Source organism: Streptomyces sp. NPDC052114 (genome assembly GCF_040680155.1).
Taxonomy (GTDB): Bacteria; Actinomycetota; Actinomycetes; order Streptomycetales; family Streptomycetaceae; genus Streptomyces.
The window spans coordinates 85,444-104,301 of sequence record NZ_JBFAWC010000025.1; the positions used below are offsets into that span (position 1 = coordinate 85,444).

The 18,858-nt window shown below is 71.4% G+C and carries 19 protein-coding genes; 11 read left to right on the forward strand and 8 right to left on the reverse strand.

Features of this window, described 5'->3' with window-relative positions; translation table 11 throughout:
* Positions 1–57 precede the first annotated feature (57 nt).
* Together AB0L89_RS36990 and AB0L89_RS36995 are read right to left on the reverse strand one after the other, a co-directional pair.
* Positions 58–519: an NUDIX domain-containing protein gene (locus AB0L89_RS36990; protein ID WP_365151578.1), complete on the reverse strand. Its 462-nt coding sequence runs from the start codon at positions 517–519 to the stop codon at positions 58–60.
* An 88-nt stretch (positions 520–607) separates the two neighbouring features.
* Positions 608–1,372 carry a polysaccharide deacetylase family protein gene (locus AB0L89_RS36995; RefSeq protein WP_365151580.1) on the reverse strand — a complete coding sequence of 255 codons (765 nt, stop codon included), beginning with the start codon at positions 1,370–1,372 and terminating at the stop codon, positions 608–610.
* Between the two features lie 495 nt (positions 1,373–1,867).
* Here AB0L89_RS36995 and AB0L89_RS37000 point away from each other — a divergent pair, with 495 nt between their 5' ends.
* Entirely contained in the window at positions 1,868–2,302 is a 435-nt protein-coding gene (locus AB0L89_RS37000; protein ID WP_365151582.1) for a peptidoglycan-binding domain-containing protein, read from the forward strand.
* Between the two features lie 28 nt (positions 2,303–2,330).
* On the opposite strand, the gene AB0L89_RS37005 is transcribed toward AB0L89_RS37000, so the two are convergent.
* On the reverse strand, positions 2,331–3,077 hold the full coding sequence (locus AB0L89_RS37005) for a TetR family transcriptional regulator (protein WP_365151584.1): 747 nt from the start codon (positions 3,075–3,077) through the stop codon (positions 2,331–2,333).
* Positions 3,078–3,135: 58 nt separating this feature from the next.
* On the opposite strand from AB0L89_RS37005, the gene AB0L89_RS37010 reads away from it, so the two are divergent.
* Positions 3,136–4,005: an SDR family NAD(P)-dependent oxidoreductase gene (locus tag AB0L89_RS37010; RefSeq protein WP_365151586.1), complete on the forward strand. Its 870-nt coding sequence runs from the start codon at positions 3,136–3,138 to the stop codon at positions 4,003–4,005.
* A gap of 101 nt (positions 4,006–4,106) precedes the next feature.
* Here AB0L89_RS37010 and AB0L89_RS37015 read toward each other — a convergent pair whose 3' ends face one another.
* Positions 4,107–4,715 carry an XRE family transcriptional regulator gene (locus tag AB0L89_RS37015; protein ID WP_365151588.1) on the reverse strand — a complete coding sequence of 203 codons (609 nt, stop codon included), beginning with the start codon at positions 4,713–4,715 and terminating at the stop codon, positions 4,107–4,109.
* A gap of 89 nt (positions 4,716–4,804) precedes the next feature.
* Between AB0L89_RS37015 and AB0L89_RS37020 the strand changes: the two genes are divergently transcribed.
* Together AB0L89_RS37020 and AB0L89_RS37025 are read left to right on the forward strand one after the other, a co-directional pair.
* Positions 4,805–5,476, forward strand: coding sequence for a class I SAM-dependent methyltransferase (locus tag AB0L89_RS37020; protein ID WP_365151590.1), 672 nt, complete (start codon positions 4,805–4,807; stop codon positions 5,474–5,476).
* A gap of 91 nt (positions 5,477–5,567) precedes the next feature.
* A complete protein-coding gene (locus AB0L89_RS37025) occupies positions 5,568–6,068 on the forward strand; it encodes a DinB family protein (protein ID WP_365151592.1) in 501 nt (166 codons plus the stop codon).
* Positions 6,069–6,119: 51 nt separating this feature from the next.
* Here AB0L89_RS37025 and AB0L89_RS37030 read toward each other — a convergent pair whose 3' ends face one another.
* A complete protein-coding gene (locus AB0L89_RS37030; protein WP_365151594.1) occupies positions 6,120–6,662 on the reverse strand; it encodes an AAA family ATPase in 543 nt (180 codons plus the stop codon).
* 68 nt (positions 6,663–6,730) lie between these two features.
* Entirely contained in the window at positions 6,731–7,327 is a 597-nt protein-coding gene (locus AB0L89_RS37035) for a rhodanese-like domain-containing protein (protein WP_365151596.1), read from the reverse strand.
* 107 nt (positions 7,328–7,434) lie between these two features.
* Here AB0L89_RS37035 and AB0L89_RS37040 point away from each other — a divergent pair, with 107 nt between their 5' ends.
* Positions 7,435–7,713, forward strand: a complete 279-nt coding sequence (locus AB0L89_RS37040; RefSeq protein WP_365151598.1) for a metal-sensitive transcriptional regulator — start codon at positions 7,435–7,437, stop codon at positions 7,711–7,713.
* 60 nt (positions 7,714–7,773) lie between these two features.
* Here AB0L89_RS37040 and AB0L89_RS37045 read toward each other — a convergent pair whose 3' ends face one another.
* Both AB0L89_RS37045 and AB0L89_RS37050 read right to left on the reverse strand, forming a co-directional pair.
* On the reverse strand, positions 7,774–8,523 hold the full coding sequence (locus AB0L89_RS37045) for a sulfite exporter TauE/SafE family protein (RefSeq protein ID WP_365151600.1): 750 nt from the start codon (positions 8,521–8,523) through the stop codon (positions 7,774–7,776).
* 296 nt (positions 8,524–8,819) lie between these two features.
* Positions 8,820–10,202, reverse strand: a complete 1,383-nt coding sequence (locus AB0L89_RS37050; RefSeq protein ID WP_365151602.1) for an MBL fold metallo-hydrolase — start codon at positions 10,200–10,202, stop codon at positions 8,820–8,822.
* A 396-nt stretch (positions 10,203–10,598) separates the two neighbouring features.
* Here AB0L89_RS37050 and AB0L89_RS37055 point away from each other — a divergent pair, with 396 nt between their 5' ends.
* From AB0L89_RS37055 to AB0L89_RS37080, 6 genes are all read left to right on the forward strand, one after another.
* A complete protein-coding gene (locus AB0L89_RS37055) occupies positions 10,599–11,159 on the forward strand; it encodes an isochorismatase family cysteine hydrolase (RefSeq protein WP_365151604.1) in 561 nt (186 codons plus the stop codon).
* 188 nt (positions 11,160–11,347) lie between these two features.
* A complete protein-coding gene (locus AB0L89_RS37060) occupies positions 11,348–12,496 on the forward strand; it encodes an MFS transporter (protein ID WP_365151614.1) in 1,149 nt (382 codons plus the stop codon).
* Between the two features lie 87 nt (positions 12,497–12,583).
* Positions 12,584–15,367, forward strand: a complete 2,784-nt coding sequence (locus tag AB0L89_RS37065) for a hypothetical protein (RefSeq protein ID WP_365151606.1) — start codon at positions 12,584–12,586, stop codon at positions 15,365–15,367.
* Between the two features lie 157 nt (positions 15,368–15,524).
* The gene (locus tag AB0L89_RS37070; protein ID WP_365151608.1) at positions 15,525–16,721 is read left to right on the forward strand and encodes a serine hydrolase domain-containing protein; all 1,197 of its coding nucleotides are present in this window, start codon (positions 15,525–15,527) and stop codon (positions 16,719–16,721) included.
* 542 nt (positions 16,722–17,263) lie between these two features.
* Entirely contained in the window at positions 17,264–18,163 is a 900-nt protein-coding gene (locus tag AB0L89_RS37075; RefSeq protein WP_365151616.1) for a helix-turn-helix domain-containing protein, read from the forward strand.
* Positions 18,157–18,858, forward strand: a 702-nt coding sequence (locus AB0L89_RS37080; RefSeq protein ID WP_365151610.1) for a hypothetical protein, incomplete at its 3' end; no start/stop codon positions are given. The genes AB0L89_RS37075 and AB0L89_RS37080, both read left to right, overlap by 7 nt.

Here is an 18,858-nt window from a genome sequence, read left to right on the forward strand (position 1 = left end):
ACCACCGGGACCACCGTCCTGCGCACCCTGGCACCGCAGGGCTGGCCGCACGGCCGATCAGCCACCCAGCAGCAGCGCCAGCGGCTCGCGGATGTCTTCCGGTATGAGGTTCAGGCCTTGGAACTGTTCGGACGTCACCCATGCCAACGCGTAGCTGTTGTCAGGTGCGTTCGCCTCGGCCTCTTCGCCGGACAGGAGCGCGCTCCCCTGCACGTCCTTCATGAGGTAGTAGGTGGCCGGCCGGCGGTTGTGTCGGCCGGTCCACAGGAGGCGATCGATCCGGGCCTCCAGCGTCGTCTCTTCCCAGAGCTCCCGCAGTGCCGCCCGCTCCGTGCTCTCGCCGGCCTCGACGTGTCCACCGGGCAGGATCGAGTAGTGGTGACCCGGACAGCTCGGCCCGCCCCAGCCGACGTACTGGCACATCACACAGTCCGAAGACGCCTCCCTTTTGAGGAAGCGCCTCATGACCAACACCCGTTGCCTGTCAACGACAACAGCGACCGCCCTGGGGATCAGCACTCCCCCATCATGGCAGCGGCCGCCTCGGCTGCCCAAGGACGCCCCTCGCCTGGGCAGCAACATGTGAACACCTGCCGCACACAGGTGTTCAACGCACCGGGAAGCCGAAGGAGTAGCCCTGCTCCTTGAGCCGAGGGAGAAGAATGCGCAGGGCCTCGACGGTCTGGGTGCGGTCGCCGCCGGCGTCATGGAAGAGGAGGGTCGGTCCGTTGGGCAGTTCCCGCTCGACGGTGGCGACGATGGCGTCCGTGCCCGGGCGTTCGAAGTCCTTGGTGTCGACGTTCCAGCCCAGCGGGCGCATGCCGCGGGACGAGGCGAGCTTGCGGCTGTGGGGGGTGAAGGCGCCGCCGGGCGCCCGGTAGTACATCGGCCGGACACCGCCGGACGCCTTGGTGATCATGCGTTCGGCGTCGAGTATCTGCTTCGACTGGTAGGCGTCGGACTTCTTGTCCATGCCGGTGTCGTGCGACACGGAGTGGTCGCACAGCCGGTGCCCCGCCGCGACGACCTTCTTCACGAGGTCCGGGTGGGCCTGCGCCTGCGTCCCCACCATGCAGAACGTGGCCTTCACCTCGTACTCCTCGAGCAGGGCCAGCACTTGGGGCGTCCACTTGGGGTCGGGGCCGTCGTCGATGGTGATGTTGACGCCGCGCTTCCCCGCGTCCGAGGCGTGCGCGATGGTCGCCGAGACGGGCTTGACGGAACTGGTAGGCGCGGGCGACGGGGCTTCCTGCGACGACGCGTCGCCGGCCTGCGCGGTCCACACCGAGGCACCCACGGCGAGCATCGTCACGCCGACCGCCGCCCCGATCGTCTTGCCGTACCAGCCCCGCCCACCGCTGTGCCGTGCCATGTCCGCCCCTTTGCGCAGTTCCTCGCCGATCTCCGGTCACCTTGTGACCACCTGACAGGACGGGGCTCGGCGTCAAAGGGATCCCTCTGTTACCGATCACGGACAATTCCGGGAGCGTTCGCGGACAACTCCCGGCGATCGGCGGCCGGAACAGCGACGGTCAGGCCTCCGGCGCGAGGAACTCGCGGGCGCGCGCAGCCTGGTGTGCAGCTTGGCGCTGGGCAGCGAATGTCGTCGCACCAGCCGGCACCGGTACTCGACCGCAGCCATCGCCAGCCGAACGGAACCCTCAGCTGTGGCCGCCCGTTCGGTTTCCGCTACCACGAGGGTTTACTCGCGCTACCCACCTCGTTGGACGACACACCCCGGAACGTCACCCATGCTGGCTCTGGCTCGACCGCCTTGTGTCTCTGCACATACCGGCGCGCCTCTGTGCACACCGACCAAGTGCACCAACATCCCTACGCATCAATACGCACCAGTACGGGGGTACTCATGTCCATCACCACAGGCATCCGGCGCTTCGCCGCCGTCGGCGTCGGCTCGGCTCTCCTCGCGTCCGGGGCCCTGGCCCTGAGCGCCGGTCAGGCCCACGCCGCCGCGCCGGTCTGCACGAAGACCGTGACCAAGTCGAGCGGTGGGTTCTCCGGGCCCGTGGCCGCCGCGGCCAACGGTTCCCTCGACTGCCAGTTGGGCGTGGGCAACAGCAGCCCCGCGGTCAAGGCCCTCCAGAATTCCCTGCGGCGCTGCAACTCGGCGCCCCTCGACACGGTCGACGGCATCTACGGACCCCAGACCAAGGCGGCCGTCGCCAAGGTGCAGCGGTCCAAGGGCGTCTCCCCCGTCGACGGGCTCTACGGCCCCAAGACGCGGAAGGTCTTCGACTGGCTCGTGACGGGACCTCAGGGGGCCGCCTGCGCCAACTTCTGAGGTAGCGCGCCCTCCCCGGCCCCGCCTTCTACGACAGCACCTCTTCGCCCGTGGCCCTGTAACCCTGAAGCAGGGCACTGAGGATGTCGGTCAGCCGGGGGGCGACGTCGACCACGGCGTGCGCCAGGTCGGGGTCCGACTCGTAGAGGCGGCGCAGTTCGGTTCCCGGGGCGGCCATCTGCCACAGGGCTCCGGCCATCGACGTGGCCGTGGCGACGACGTTGCCCGCCTGCTCCGGGCTCAGCCCGGCCGCCCCGCACAGCGCCTCGCTCACCGCCGCGACCTCCGCGAGGGCGGTCACTTTGAAGGAACGGACGCTTTCCAGGGAGACGTTGCGCTCCAGGTTCATCGGCGTGTGGGCGAGCAGGTCGCAGAAGACGGGGCGCGCGACCAGGGACTGGGCGAGGACACCTGCGATCGCGTGCAGGGCACGCACTCCGGGTTTCCTCCCGACACCCTCCGCGGCTGGGCGGCCCGCGGGCTCGGCGGGATCCGCGGCGGCGAGATCCTCACGTACCGCCCGAGACCACTCCACCCACCCGGCCGCGGCCAGGCGGAGGAAGATCTCCTCCCGCGTCTCGAAGTAGCGGAGCATCGCCGACTTGTGCATGCCGACCTCCGCCGCGATGTCCGTCAAGGTCACCGACCGGATGCCGCGCTCCGTCGCCAGCCGCGTCGCCGCCTCCAGGATGGCGGCCTCGCGGGCCCGCTTGGCCTCGGGGCTCCGGGCGCGTACGGGCTGACCACTCCGACTGGACTGACTTCGGCTCGCCATGCCGGAATTCTAACGCAACCAGGTTGCACTATTAACGCAACCGTGTTTTGCTAACGCCATGGCAACCCAGACTCAGACGTGGTTCATCACCGGTTCCTCCCGCGGCTTCGGCCGCTCCCTCGCGATCGCCGCCCTCGCGGCGGGCGATCGGGTCGTCGCCACGGCCCGCAAGCCGGAACAGCTGGCCGACCTGGTCGAGCGATTCGGCGACCAGGTACTGCCGGTCGCGCTCGACGTGACCGACGCCGCCGCGGCCTCCGCCGCGCTCGACGCCGCCCGCGACCGCTTCGGCCGCATCGACGTGGTCGTCAACAACGCCGGCTACGCGAACGTCGCCCCCGTCGAGACGGCCCCGGAGGACGACTTCCGCCGCCAGTTCGAGACCAACTTCTGGGGCGTGTACAACGTATCCAAGGCAGCGCTGCCCCTGCTCAAGGCGCAGGGCGGCGGCATCGTCGTGCAGTTCTCCTCCATCGGAGGACGCGTCGGCGGCAGCGCCGGCCTCGGCTCCTACCAGGCGGCCAAGTTCGCCATCGACGGTCTCACCCGCGTACTGGCCACCGAGACCGCGCCGTTCGGCATCCGCTACCTGGTCGTGGAGCCCAGCGGCTTCGCCACCGACTGGGCCGGTTCCTCCATGGACGTCCAGGACGTCCCGCAGGAGTACAAGGAGACCGTCGGCGCCTTCAACGACCGCTCACGCGACAGCCGCAACGCCGGCGACCCGGACCGCGCCGCCGAGATCCTCGTACGCGTAGCAAAGCGCGACCACCTGCCCACCCACCTGCCCCTGGGCACGAACGCGGCCCGGATGGCGCTCGACCACTCGCGCCGACAGATCGCCGAGGCCGAAGCCTGGCAGGCGGTGTCCCTCTCCGCCGACTTCGGCGAGCAGTACCCCGTCGAGCTCCCGGAAGACGCCGCGTAGGGCGTCGCCGTCGTGGCGGCCTCAGCGGCAGCCCCAGCAGCGGTCCAGTGGCGGTCGTCGTGACGGCGTTCGAGCTCAAGTCACCTTTCGGCAGGCCGCGTTCACTGGTGGCTGCTGTCGTTTGACGACCCGTCGGCCGACGTCCGCAGATGCGTACGTACCCCTTGCTGGCCGAACAGGATCAGCACCTCGACCGCTCCGCCGTCGGCGCTGCCCAGCCAGTGCGGCAGCGACGTGTCGAACTCCGCCGCCTCGCCGGGCGACAAGGTCAGGTCCCGCTCACCGAGCACGAGCCGCAGGCGGCCGCTCAGGACGTAGAGCCATTCGAAGCCTTCGTGGGTCTGCGGGGTCGGATCGAGCGGTTCCGGCCTCGCGGGGATGATCATCTTGAAGGCGTGCACGCCGCCGGGGCGCCGCGACAGGGGGACGAAGGTCATCCCGAATCGTCGGATCGGCTTCAGATGGATCCGGGGATCGCCGGTGCGCGGCGCGCCGACCAGGTCGTCGAGCGGTACGTCGTAGATGCGGGCCAGCGGAAGCAACAGCTCCAGGCTCGGCCTGCGCTGGCCGCTCTCCAGTCGGGACAGCGTGCTCTCCGACACTCCGGTCGCCGTCGCGAGGTAGGCGAGGGTGATGCCTCGGTCGCGACGCAGCGCGCGGAGCCGCGGGCCGACCGCGTCCAGCACCTCGTCGTCCGTCCGGTGATCCACGGGCCCACCTTGCCATAACCGCAAGATTCCGTGCCAGATCCCGGGAGGTCCGGTGAGGCTTGGCGCACACCGACAGAAGGAGGCTCCTGATGAGCATCGACGGCCCCGGCATCACCGATCCGCGCACCGGCGACACGACCACCAACGATCCGGCGACGTTCTGGGACGGCGTCTACGCGGACCGGCCCGCGGCCGACGCACCGCGGCCCAATGTCCGCCTCACCGAGACCGTCACGGGTCTGACGCCCGGCGACGCGCTCGACCTCGGGTGCGGCAACGGCGGCGACGCCCTGTGGCTCGCCGGCCAGGGGTGGCACGTCACGGCGACGGACATCTCGGCCGTGGCGGTCGAACGGCTCGCCGCTCTCGCGCGCTCGCACGGGCTCGGCGGCCGGGTCACCGCCGTGCGGCACGACCTGCGTACGTCGTTCCCGGACGGCGCGTTCGACCTGGTCTGCGCCCACTATCTGCACACCCCCTTCGCTCTCGACAGGTCGGCCGTCCTGCGCTCGGCCGCGCACGCGCTGCGCCCGGGCGGGCGGCTGCTGGTCGTCGACCACGGCTCGACCGCGCCGTGGTCGTGGACCGCGGGCACGGACGTCCGGTACCCGAGCCCGCAGGAGGTCGCGGCGGACATGGACCTGGACCCGGGCGACTGGACGGTCGAACGGACCGACGCCCTGACCCGCACCGCGACGGGACCGGACGGGCGCACCGCCGAGGTCACCGACCACGTCCTGGTCGTCCGCCGCGTCGGCTGATGCCCCTGAAAGTCGCCTGACTCCCCTGAAACCCGACCTCCCCTGAAACCCGACCTCTCCTGAAACCTGACTCCCCTGAAAGGAGACCGTCATGCCCGCCCCCACGCGCCCCGGCCGCCGCCGCGACACCCCGCCGCCCCGCACCGCGAACAACGAGACCGAGGTGCTGCGCGGATTCCTCGACTACCTCCGCGCCTCGATCGCCGCGAAGGTCGAGGGTGCGCCCGAACCGCAGGTCCGCACGGCCGCGGTGCCGTCGGGCACGAACCTGCTCGGTCTGCTCCACCACCTCACCTGCGTCGAACGCGCGCTGTTCCTCGGGGAGAACGTCACCGACTGGCAGGCGACGTTCCGGGCCGCACCGGCGGACACCGTGTCCGACGTGGTGGCCCGCTACCGGGCGGCGGTCACGCTGGCCGACGAGGTGCTCGACGAGTGCGCCGATCTCGGCGCGGAACTCCCCCGCTCCCGGCCGGGGAAGCCCGCCCCCTCCGTCCGCTGGGCGCTCACCCACATGATCGAGGAGACGGGCCGCCACGCCGGTCACGCCGACATCCTGCGTGAGCTGATCGACGGCTCGACAGGACGCTGACGGCGGTGGGGGTGAAGGTGGCGGTGGCGGCCCGGAGGGGGCTCGGTGGCGTCAGGCCGGAGTCTCGCCGATCCGGGCCAGGACCTGCTCGGCCAGTTCCTCCGGAGTCGACTCGCCGTCCAGGAACACGGTGTCACCGGGCAGGGTGTCCACGGCGGCCGTGCAGGCTTCGATCCTGCCCTTGCACCAACGCCGGACGTCCTCGTCCTTCTCGGGGGCGTCGGGGTAGAAGCTCCGGCCGTCGATGCGCCGTTCCAGTACCTCTCGGGGCACCTTGAGGAAGAAGTGGTGGACGGGGATGCCGGCCTTCTTCAGTACGCCGAAGATCTCATCGACGTACACGGAGTCGACCAGGGTCATGGGAACGAGAACCGGACGGCGATACTCCTCTACCAGCCCCACCGCCAGGTCGGCGACCTGCCGCCGCCACAGCGTCAGATCCTGGAAGTCGCCGGTAGGGAACTCCACGATCCGGCCCAGCAGGCTCCCGACCATCTCGGGGTCGAACACCAGCGCATCCGGCCGACGGCCACGCAACGTGTCCACCAGCGTGGTCTTCCCGCTTCCGAACGAACCGTTCACCCAGACGATCAAAACGATCTCCCCACCCCGTGGTCGTCTCCGTGTGTCGGCCCCAGCATGCCGCACGGCTCCGAGACGGCCTACGGCTCTTCGGACAGCGCCCGCAGGGTCGCGTCGAGGTCGGCGGCGCGCGGCTGGTTGTGCGGGAGCCTGGCGAGGACGGCCGCCATGCCGCAGGTGTTGGTGACGGCCGAGAAGACCAGGCCGCTTCCGATCGCGGCGGACAGCCAGCGCGCGGTCCGGTAGCGGGTGCCGAGCGCCAGACCGGTGACGACCAGCGCCCCCGCGGCCAGGCGGACCTGGCGCTCCATGGGCCAGACGGGCCTGACGGTCTCGTCGCGGTCCACGCGGTGGCCCTCGGCGGTCCACGCGGCGGTGCCGCCGTCGAGGTCGACGGCGGATATGTCGGCGGCGGCGAGTTGGGCGCGGGCCGCGGCGGAACGATTGCCGGAGGCGCAGACGATCAGCAGGTCGCCGCGGGCCGCCGCGGCCTTGAGGACCGGCAGGGCGGTGTGCAGGTGGTCGAGCGGGATGTTGTGCGCGCCGGGGACGTGGCCGCCGGCGTACTCGCCGGGAGTGCGGACGTCGATGACGGTGTAGGCACTCAGGTGCTCGGCGGCCTCCGCCGGGTCGATCGAGACGGGCGTGGTGACGGTGGTGACGGCAGGGGTGTTCATTCGGGGCGGTGGCCTTTCGTTTCTCTGTGCCGATGCCCTCCGCGTCCTCGGCCGGGGCGTCCCGAGCCGAATAGCATACCCTAGGGGGTATCTACGGAGGAGGAAGTGTGGAGCTGGAGATGGCTGCCGACGAGCTGAAGAGCGTGCTCAACCGGCTGCGGCGGGCGCAGGGGCAGATCGCGGGAATCATCAAGATGATCGAGGACGGGCGGGACTGCGAGGACGTGATCACGCAGCTCGCGGCGGTCTCGCGGGCGCTGGACCGGGCCGGGTTCGCGATCATCGCCACGGGGTTGCAGCACTGCATGGCCGAGGGCGGGGAGGCGGCGGGCGACCGGGATCAGATGCGGGCCCGTCTGGAGAAGCTCTTCCTGTCGTTGGCGTGAGCCTGCCCGCCGATGGCCTGCGCCGATGCCGAAGCCGGTGCCGGTGCCGGTGCCGGTGTCTCATGCGACCGCGTCCGCGAGCATGAAAGCCGCCACGGCCAGCAGCGCGACCGCGAAGACGCGTTGCAGTCGTGGGCCGGAGACCTTGGACGACAGGCGTTTGCCGTCCCAGGCGCCGAGGACGGCAGCGGCTATGAAGGGGCCGATCACCGCCCAGTCGAGCGAGACGGCGGAGCCGGAGCGTGTGGCCAGGGAGGCCAGCGAGTTGGCCGTGATGACCAGCAGGCTGGTGCCGACCGCGGCCTGCATGTCGAAGGCCAGAACGGTGACCAGGGCCGGGACGGCGAGGAAGCCGCCGCCCACCCCCAGGAGTCCGGTCAGCGCGCCCAGGCCCGCCCCGGCTCCGGCCGCCTTGACCGGGCGTACGCCGTCGCTCGCGGCGTCGGCCGTGCGGGCCGGTCGGAGCATCCTGGCCGCGGCGAGGGCGGCGATGGCCGCGAACGCCACGGTGAGGGCGGTCTGGGGCAGGCGGGCCGCCGCCGCTCCGGCAAGCGCCGCCGGAAGGAGCCCCGCCGCCGCGAACGCCGCCCCGGCCTTCCATCGCACGTTCCCCGCACGGGCATGGGCGTACAGGGCGGTCAGCGAAGTGGCGGTGACGATGATCAGGCTTGCCGTGGTGGCCGCCGCGGGGGTGAAGCCGAGCAGGTAGATCAGCGCGGGCACCGCCAGGACGCTGCCTCCGCCGCCGAGCGCGCCGAGCGCCAGGCCCACCACGGCTCCCGCGCTCAGGGCCAGGATCAGCGCGCTCATACGGCGTGCTCCTCTTGCCCGCGCTCGTCGACGACCGGCAGACCGGCCCTCGACCAGGCACTCGCACCGCCGAGGGCGGGGGCGAAGGGAGAGGCAGGGGCACAGGCAGAGGCCTGGAAAAGGAACATGACGTGCTCTCACTCGGGTGAACGGATGGGTGATCGGGTGCCACACGGCCATCAGGCGCTACGCGGCCCTCAGGCGTCACACGCCCATCGGGCGCCGCACGGCGATGGGGCACCAGTCAGCCATGGGGCAGCGCGCGGCCATCAGGCGCCGCAGGACCAGATCGACGGTCAGCCGCGAGCCACCGTCAGCCCCGCCTCCGTCGCCGCGTCGAACCCGTCGTCCACCGCCACCACGTCGCGCCCCACCGCGTCCAGCAGGGACGCGGCGATCGCCGCCCGCATCCCGCCCGCACAGTGCACCCACACCGTGCCGGGCGGCACCTCGGCGGTCCGGCCGTGCAGTTCGTGGATCGGGATGTGCACGGATCCCTCGACGTACCCCGTGGCGCGTTCCGAGTCACGGCGCACGTCGAGCACCACCACCTGCGGTCCCCGCGCTCCCCGGTCACCCCTCTCGCGCACCCGGGCAAGGTCGGCGAAGGTCGCTCGGGGGAACGAGCGGAGTTCCTCGCCCTCGCGGAGCCACGCGGCCGGATCGCCGGAAGCGGCGGCAGCCGGGCGGTCGATGCCCACCCGGGCCAGTTCACGCTGCGCGTCGGCGATGTGTTCCGGGGTGTCGGCGAGCAGGGTGACCGGCTTGCCCCACGGGATCAACCAGGCCAGATACGTGGCGAGTTTGCCCTCGCCCTCGAAGTTGAACGACCCGGCGACATGCCCCTCGGCGAAAGCGACCCGGCTGCGCAGGTCGACCACCCACTCCCCCGCGGCGAGCCGCCGGGCGATCTGCTCCGCGTCGGCCCGCTCGGGCGGGGTCAGGTCGAGTGGCGCGGGCCCGGCGGCGTTGGCGGGCCCCATGTGCGCGTAGTAGGCGGGCACGTCCTCCAGTCCGGCCAGCATCTGTGCGACGAAGGTGTCCACGTCCAGCGTGAGCGCGTCGTTGGTGGCGCGCTCCTTGCCGATCGTGGTCGCGTCCCCCTCGGCCTGGGAGGAGGAGCAGAAACTGCCGAACCCGTGCGTGGGCAGCACCGGCACGTCGTCGTCGAGCTCGGCCGCGAGGCGGTGGGCGGAGGCGTGCTGGGCGCGGGCCAGCTGCTCGGTCAGCCGTGGCTCCACCAGGTCGGGGCGGCCCACCGTGCCGATCAGCAGAGATCCGCCGGTGAACGCGGCCACACCGCGGCCGTCCTCTTCCAGGACGTAGGACGTGTGGTGCGGGGTGTGACCGGGAGTGGCCACCGCGCGCAGCAGCAGGCCCTCGTCCACCTCGACGGTGTCGCCGTCGGCGACCGGAGTGCGGGCGAAGGACACCTGGGCGGCGGCCGGCACCAGGTAGACCGCGCCGCTGACGCGGGCCAGCTCCAGCCCTCCGGTGACGTAGTCGTTGTGCACATGGGTCTCCGCCACGTACGCGATGCGCACCCCGCGCCTCGCCGCGGCGGCGATCACCTGGTCGATGTCGCGCGGCGGGTCGATGACGACCGCGCCACGGGCGCCGCCGGCCAGGTAGCTGCGGTTGCCCAGGCCTTCGAGTTCCAGGGTGTCGGCGAAGAACACGGCTACGGCTCCTCCACTTGAGTCGGTCTACCCGCGGGGGTAATCGGTGTACCCCGGGGGGTATCTGTGCTCCACAGTAACAGGTATACCCAGGGGGGTATTCAAGAGGGTTTCGCGGCACGAATCGGCATCACCTCCCCCACCGGCCGGGTACCCGGTGGGGTATCGGGAAACTGGGGCGTCCACGGTTGTCCTGATGCCCCCTGGTCGAGGCCGAGGGCAGACCGAGGCAGGCCGAGGACGAGGACGGGCGGGAGGCCGGAAGCCGGATCCAGGGCCGGGGCCGGATCCAGGGCCGGAGCCGGAACTGGAGCCGGAGCCTGAGCCGCATAGGATCCGAACACCAGATCAACCCGGCCTCCGCAAGGCCGAATTGGCATCGACCCTGGAGGCGGCATGAGCAGCGCTCTTCTCGTGATGGACGTCCAGCAGGCCATCGTGGACGCCGTCGACGACGGCTCCGGATACCTGCCGCGCGTGCGCAGGGCGATCGACGGTGCGCGGGCGGCGGACATGCCGGTGATCTACGTGGTCATCGCGCTGCGTCCGGGCTTCCCGGAGGTCGGCGCACACAACAAGCCCCTCGCCGCCATCGCGGAGAACGGGCTCTACGTCGAGGGCGCCCCCGGAACCGAGATCCACCCCGACATCGCGCCCCTGCCGGGCGACGTGATCGTCACCAAGAGACGGGCGAGCGCGTTCTCGGGCAGCGACCTCGACGTCGTGCTGAGGGCGCGCGGCATCGACCGTCTCGTCCTCACGGGCATCGCCACCAGCGCCGTGGTGCTGTCCACCCTGTGCCAGGCGAACGACCTCGACTTCGGCCTCACCGTCCTCGCCGACGCCTGCCTGGACCCCGACCCGGAAGTGCACCGGGTACTCGTCGAGCGGCTGTTCCCGCAGTGGGCGGACGTCGTCACCGTCGACGACTGGCTGAAGGCGAGCGCGCCCCAGTAGTCGCTTGCGGTGGGGCCTGAACTGGTTCCGGCCGACCGCGAAATCGCTTGCGGTGGGACCGACGGGGCCGGTGAGGTACCTCCATGGACGGTGCCATGGAGCGGACACGGCGGGTGACGGCGGGAGCGGACCGTGCGAGCGCGGGGCGACCGGCCCGATGGCGCGGGCCGGCGGTGCTCGCGGCGCTGATGCTGGCCGCGTTCGCCTTCAACACCGCGGAGAACCTGCCTGTCGGCCTCCTGGAGCTGATCTCCGAGAGCCTCCGGGTGTCCCTCTCCGCGGTCGGCCTCCTGGTGACCGGGTACGGCGTGACCGTGGCCGTCGCGTCCGTGCCGCTCGCGCATGCCGTGCGGGCCGTCCCCCGGCGCCATGTCCTCACGGCGCTGCTGGCCGCACTCGTCATCTCCAGTCTGGCCGCGTCGCTCGCGGGTTCCTACTGGCAGCTCCTGGTGGCGCGGCTGCTGACGGCGCTCGCCCAGGCGCTGTTCTGGGCGGTGATGGGGCCGGTCGCGGTGGGCCTGTTCGCGCCCGAGGTCCGTGGGCGTGTGGTCGGTGCGCTGTCCGTGGCCGGTTCGCTCGCTCTGGTGCTCGGGGTGCCCGCCGGGACGTGGCTGGGACAGCACAGCGGCTGGCGTGTTCCCCTGGCCGTGCTCGCGGCACTCGGGCTCGCCGCTCTGGTGACGATCGCCGCCCTGCTGCCCACGACACGGCCGGAGGAGGAGTCCGCCGCCTACGGAACCCGTCCCGACATCCGGCGGTTCGCGACGGTGCTGGCGGCCGGGGCGCTGTCCGCGACGGGGGCGTTCACGGGATACACCTACATCGTGAAGTTCCTGGGGGACGTGAGCGGGTTCTCGCCCGGCGCGGTGAGCGCGCTCCTCGTGGGCTTCGGCGTCGCGTGCCTGGCCGGCGTGAGCGTCACCGGGGCGTTCCTGGACCGTTTCCCGCAGTCCGCGCTGACCGCTGCCGTGGTCACTCAGGCGGTGGGCATGCTGGGCCTGTACGCGGTCGGCGGCGATCCGGTGGCGTCGGTCGTGTTCCTGATGGTGATGGGCAGTGCGCTCGGGCCGGTGTTCATGACCACGCAGAACGCGATGCTGCACTGCGCGCCGGGCCGCACGGACATCGCGCTCGCGGCGAACTCGGGCGCGTACAACGCGGGGATCGCGGCGGGCGCGGCGCTCGGGGCACTCACCCTGTCACTGGCCGACGTACGGGGCACGTTCCTCGTCGGCGGACTGCTGACCGTCGCGGCCTGCGGCGTCCAGCTCGGCGCGCGACTGCTGCGACGCAGGGACCTCGGGACCGCTCAGCCCGACAACTCCCCTGTCGCGTAAGGGATGTACGGCGCGCGTTGCGCGGACCCCCCTCAAGATCGCTAACATCCGCAGGTCCCGCAATCTGGGCTGAGGAGACGTACGCGGATGATGCCGTTCAGAGTCTGGCGCGACCTGCAGCGCCTGAAGTTCGCGGACTTCACGCGGCCGGACCAGGAGCACATCTACCAACGGTGCGTGAGCGAGGCGCTGTACGACCCCGGGACCAAACGGCTGCTCGCCACGCATGACCTGTCGTGGACCGAGGCCGAGCGGGACATGCTCCGACCGCGCACCAAGCAGCTCGTCGTCGAGCGGTGCCGGGGCAGCGCGTACACCGAGTATCGCTACGCGTACGAGTTCCTGGAGGACCTGGAGGAGGATCGGCGCACTCTTGCGAGCGGGTCCCGGTGGGACTGGCGGGCAGCCGTCGCCCTGCTCGTCGGCGGGATGTTCGTGGTGCTCCTCATCGGAGGTCCGCTCTGGCTGGGTGGCGCGGTGGCGGCCCTGGCCGCGGTGTGGTGCGTGCTGTTCCTGCGCCGCTCGGCCGTCAGTGATCACGGGGCGGACGCGCTGCGGGGCGCCGCGCTCGCCGCCGCGTGGGTGCTCTGGCGCGCGATCGTCGGGGTGAAGGCGCTGCGGTGGGGCAGGACGCTGCTGGTCGAGGGGACACTGCCCGCCGTTCCGGACACCGTCCGCCGCCTGATCGGGGACGAGCCCGACGCGCTCTTCCTCCCGGACCGTTCCTCGGGGCTGCGCACGCCCCGATCGCCCGAGCACGTCGTGGACAACCGGGCCAAGTCCCAGTTGCAGCGCAAGCTCGCGCAGGTCGAGTACGGAACCATCGCGGTGTGCGGGCCGCGCGGCTCCGGCAAGACGACGCTCCTCGAACACTGCGTGGAGGAAGCCGACTTGGGGCTGCTGGCCCAGGCTCCGGCGACCTATGCTCCGCACGACTTCCTGCTCTCGCTGTCGGTGCGGCTGTGCGAGGCGTACGTACGCGAAGAGGGGTACGACGTACCGGAGTTCACCCGGCTCTCGCCCGCCCGGCGGATGCTGGGTCGTCTCCGGGCGGGCGCGCGGCGGCTGGGCCGGTGGAGCGCGTTCGCGCTGCCCGCCGCCGCCTTGGTGGTGCTCGGCGTGTCGGCGTCGGCCCGTTCTCTGTACGCGCTGTACGCCGACTCCCTGGGCGACACCGCCCGCGAGCAGGGCGACTCCCTCCGCGGGCGCGCCGTGGGGATCTGGGAGGGACACGCCGTAGTGGGGAGCCTGCTCGTCACCGCGGCCGGCGTGGTGTGGTGGCGGTCGCGGCACGCGGCCTGGCTGCCCCGGATGGTCGGGGCGAGCTGGCGGCAGGCCTGCGTCCACCTGGGCTTCCTCCTGATGTTCGTGTCGCTCGTCAGCCTGGTCTTCGACGACCAGATCGCGAGGCTCACCACAGCCGTGAGCCCCGGGACCCTCATGACGGGCGGCCTGCTCTTCCTCGGGTGGAGGATCTGCGCCGGTGTCCGCGACTCCGGGGTCGGGTTCTCGCTGGGCCGCCGGCGCGTCGACCTGCGGCGCCTGTTCCAGCCGGTCGCGGCTGGGGCCGCCTGCTGCCTGGTCCTCTACTTGGTCGACAGCCCTGAGATCCACCCCCTGCTCGCCGACGAGGACAATCCGCTGCGGATGACCGGCTTCGTGGCCGGCCTGGTCATGGCGAAGCTCGGTGACCGGAAGCCGCGCCCGGACGTACCGGAGCTGGTGACCCGCTGCCGCGACCACCTCTACCGGCTCCAGACCATCCAGACGTCCAGCAACACCTTCAACGCCACGGGAACCGCGCAGCTCCTGTCCCTCGGCGGCTCCCACGCCACGTCCGTGTCCACGATTCCGCCCAATTTCCCCGAACTGGTCGACAGTCTCAGGGACTTGCTGACCCGGATCGGGGCCGCGTACGCCGGGAGGAACAAGACCGTGGTGATCGCCGTCGACGAGGTCGACCGGCTGGGCTCGGACACCGAGGCCCTGGCCTTCCTCGGCGAGATCAAGGCCGTCCTCGGGGTCCCCTACGTGTACTACCTCATCTCGGTGGCCGAGGACGTCGGCGCCACCTTCGTGCGCCGGGGCCTGCCGCACCGGGGCGTGACGGACAGTTCGCTGGACGACATCGTGTACGTGCAGCCCAGCACGTTCGAGGAATCGCGGAAGATCCTCGCCAAGCGTACGGACCGGCTCACCGACCCCTACATGATGCTCGCCCACGCCCTGTCCGGCGGAATTCCGCGGGACCTGCTGCGCTACGGAATCCAGATCAGCGAGATGCAGGAGAAGTCACGGAGCCACGAACTGACCGACATCTCCCGGCACCTCGTCCTGGAGGAGCTGTGCGAGACCCTCGCCGGTTTCAGGACGCTGCTGAGCAGGCATCAGTGGAGCCACGAGACCAGCGACATCCTGCGTGCGTTCGGCACGCTGGACACCTATCTGAGCGAACAGGATCCCTGCCCCTGCACCCAGGAGAAGATCCGGTCGATCCTGGAGGAGTTCGCGTTCCGGCCCGCCAGCGAACGCCTCTCCCCCGCCGTCGCCGGGCCATTGGCGCCAGAAGCGCTGCACCTCATCGACGAGGCCTCCGCGTACGCCCACTTCTCGCTCACGCTGCTCGACATCTTCACGGTCAAGCGCCTCACGGAACGCGCCGCTCTGGCGGTGGAACAAGGCCCGGACGGCGAACCGGACCGCTTGGCCCAGGCCCGGCGGGAGCTCGGCATCTCCGCCTACAGCGCCCGCCCCGTGATCGACGACATCCGCACGGCGTGGTCCCTGCCGCTCCGACCGGACCACGCCCGCGTGCCCTCGCCGAGGCGTGACTGTCCCACGCATCGTCCCCCTGTCATGCGCGGCAGCTGAGGGAACGCTTCATCGCGGCGCGCCCCCGCGGTGCCGGCCGGTGGGGGCGCGGGATGGAGTGCATGCGCTCGTGGGGTGATGTCCATACGGGTAGCACCCGCTACGTCAGGGGGTCGGCCGGATCGCCGACCGATGTGGCGCTTTCTAGCCTCGGAGCATGATCATTCGTCGTGTTTGGCTGTCCTCCGCCGCTCTCGCGCTGGTCGTGTCCGCTCTGCCGGTCGGGGACGCCGCGGCTGCCGCGGAGTCCGCGGGCGCGCCCTCTCCGTCCGCCCCCGCAGAACGGTCGTTGCAGCGTGACGCCGACGCGTTGCGCGATGCCGGGGTCACGGGTGTCTCCGTCCGGGTGGACACGCCACACGGGAGCCTCACCGCTCGCTCCGGAGTCGGCGATCTGGACAGCGGCCGCCCCGTTCCCGAGAACGGTCATCTCCGTCTCGGCAGTATCACCAAGACGTTCGTCGCGACCGTCGTGCTCCAGCTCGTCGACGAGAAGCGGCTGACACTCGATCAGACGGTGGAGGAGGTGTTGCCCGGGGTCGTCGCCGGCGCGGGGAACGACGGAAGCGCCATCACCGTCCGCGATCTGCTGCGCCACACCAGCGGTCTGCACGACTACACCGGGGATGTCTTCCCCGAGCAGAACGCCGAGACGTACTTCGCCAACCGCGGCCGCACCTACCGGCCCGCGCAGCTGGTCGCCCTGGCCATGCGTCACGAGCCGGACTTCGCGCCGGGCACGGACTGGGCGTACTCCAACACGAACTACGTACTCGCCGGGATGATCATCGAGAAGGTCACCGGTCGTTCCTGGGAGCAGCAGGTGCACGAGCGCATCGTGCGGCCCCTCAAGCTGCGGCACACGAAGGCCCCCGGTGTCTCGCCGCTCCTGCCCCGGCCCTACGCGGCCGACTATCAGCAGTTCGCCCCGGGCGGGCCGTTCGTCGACACCACGGTCCCCTACCTCCCCTTCGACAACGGAGCCGACGGCTCCATGACCGGGACGGCGCGTGACCTGAACCGCTTCCTCTCCGCCCTGGCCCGCGGGCGGCTGCTGAAGCCCGCCTCGCTCGCCGCGATGCGGACCACCGTCCCGGTGCCCGAGGGCCACGGTCACCCCGCGGGCACCGGGGACGGGCTGGGGCTGTTCCTCACCCCGCTGTCCTGCGGTGGCGGGTACCTCGGGCACGGGGGAAGCGGGTTCGGGTACGTCATGCGGGGCGCCGTCACGGTCGACGGGCGCCGCACCCTCACCGTCTCCGCCCACAGCCGCCCGGCGGACCCCGACGCGGCGGCCCGTCAGGAGGACGCGATGCGCGGTCTCATCGACAACGCCCTCTGCGCGGGCGAGTAGGCACGGCACTTCCGGGGCCCTGGCGCCACGCGCCGGTGGCCCCTCGCGGCAAACAGCCGGTGGCCCCCTCGCGGCAAACGAGGGGGCCGTCTCCCGGACAGGGATCCCGCACGGGGCACGGCGAGGTGCCCTTCGCCGCCCATTGGGCGCCGGGGCGGCCGGACGGCGCAAGCGGAACGGGGAACATCGCCCTTTGCGGGCCACAGTGTGCAGCTTCGCGCGAAAGACGACACCGAAATGGCCCACTCTGCCCGGTCGTTGAACGCTCGCATTGTTCCCGGATCGCCGATCGGCCGGTCAGCGCGGTCGCCGACACCCCATGCTGGGGCCTGGCTTCTCGAACAGGGGGACGCGGCAAACGTCCGAGGAGCCGCCCCACCACGGACTCGGAACCGCAGTCAAAGGAAACGCATGATAGGCAGAACGGCCGTTGTCACAACGGCCCTCGTGTTACTCGTCACCCTGTGCCTGAAGTGGACCACCGAAGCCGGTCGCACGGCCGCCCCCGGCCCGCGCGACGGTGAGGAGCGTCCGCGGTGACGATGCCGATGCCGCCGACCGGGCCACGGGGCCCGGCGCAGACCAGGCCGGGCCGCAAGCTGGGCCCGATCACCAAGGAGGCCTCCCCGGCCCACCGGGCCTGGCTGCAGCCGCTGCGCGAGGCCTACCGGGCCAGCGGCATGACCATCGAACAACTGGAGCGCAGCACGGGCTGGCCCCGCTCCAAGATCAGCGAGCTGCTGCGCGCGGTGGGCCGCTACCCGCGCTGGGAGTGCCTGCGCGCGCTGCTCTTCGCCCTCGGACTGCCCGAGGAGTCGGTCGTCACCCTGCGCAGCCGCTGGGTGCTGGCCGCGATCGAGGCGAACAAGCGCACCGGGTGGATCAACGGCTGCGTGGCCAAGGACATCCCGGACAGCGAGCGGCCCGTGCATCTCAGCGCCTTCCAGGATCTTTACTACGGCACCTACTTCAGTTACGCCCATACGTTCCTGCGCAGCCAGGCCGAGGCGCGCCGCGCCGTCGACGCGGTGTTCACCCTGCTCTTCATCGTGTGGGAGGAGGCGCTGTCCAGCGCGAACCCGAAACGTTTCGCCTGGCGCATGCTGCGCGACACCGTCCTGGAACGCACGCCGCACCGGGAGGGCTATCCGGCCCTGGTGGAGGCAGCGTTCGACTCCGTCGCGCTGCGCCGGGCCCACGACAGCGCCGCCGAGCTGCACCAGGTCGAGGAGTCCATGAACCTGTTCGGGGCGGTCCGCCGACTGCCGCCCGATCAGCTGGACGTCATCGTCCTGATGCATCTGCGCGGCATGCGGGACGTCGACGTGGCCGACGTCCTGGGCCTCTCCCTCGGCCTGGTCCGCTCCACGGAGCGGCACGCCAAACGCAGTCTGACCAACTGCCTCTTCCCCGACCGCCCCACCCAGGAGGGACCATGGTGACCTCACCCATTGATCACCTACTCGCCAGAGCCCGCCTCGTCGACACCGTCCCCGCCGCTCGCGCCGTCGACGAGATCTCGGCACCGCTCGCCTCGATGCCCCGCCCCCACGGGCCGGCCCGGCGGCGCGGACGGGACAGCCGGGCGAGGGACGCCGCCTGGGATCTGCGCACCCTGTGCGAGACCGTCGTCACCCGCGCGGCCGTCGACTCGCTGAGCCGTGGCTTCCTCACCCAGACCCTGCCCGCCGAACCGGCCGCCGCCCGGGTGCTGGGCTGCATCCTCCACCTCGGCGACGTACCGGACGCGGCGCGTTTCTGGTGGCAGTTCGCCGCGGGTGCCGGTGACCACCCTTCCTCGTACTGCCTCGCCCTCCAGCACCGCTCGCTGGGGGAAGAGGCCGCCGCCGCCTGGTGGTTCGAGCAGATTCCCGGCGCCTCCGAGCCCGACGAGCAGGTGCGGGCGGTGCCCGGACGGCTTCCCCCCATCCGGCGGCCGGCGAGTCTGCCGACCACGCTGCGGATCCTGAGCAGACTCAGGCCCGACCGTCGGCTGCGCACCCGTCAGCCGGTGATCGGCGCGGTGATGGACTACGTCGTCTCCGCCGTGAAGTTCGTGGACGACGACGTGGAACTGCCGCTTCCCGGGCCCGAGTTCATCGCGCGGATCCGGGCTCTGACCGCTGCCGGCTCCCTG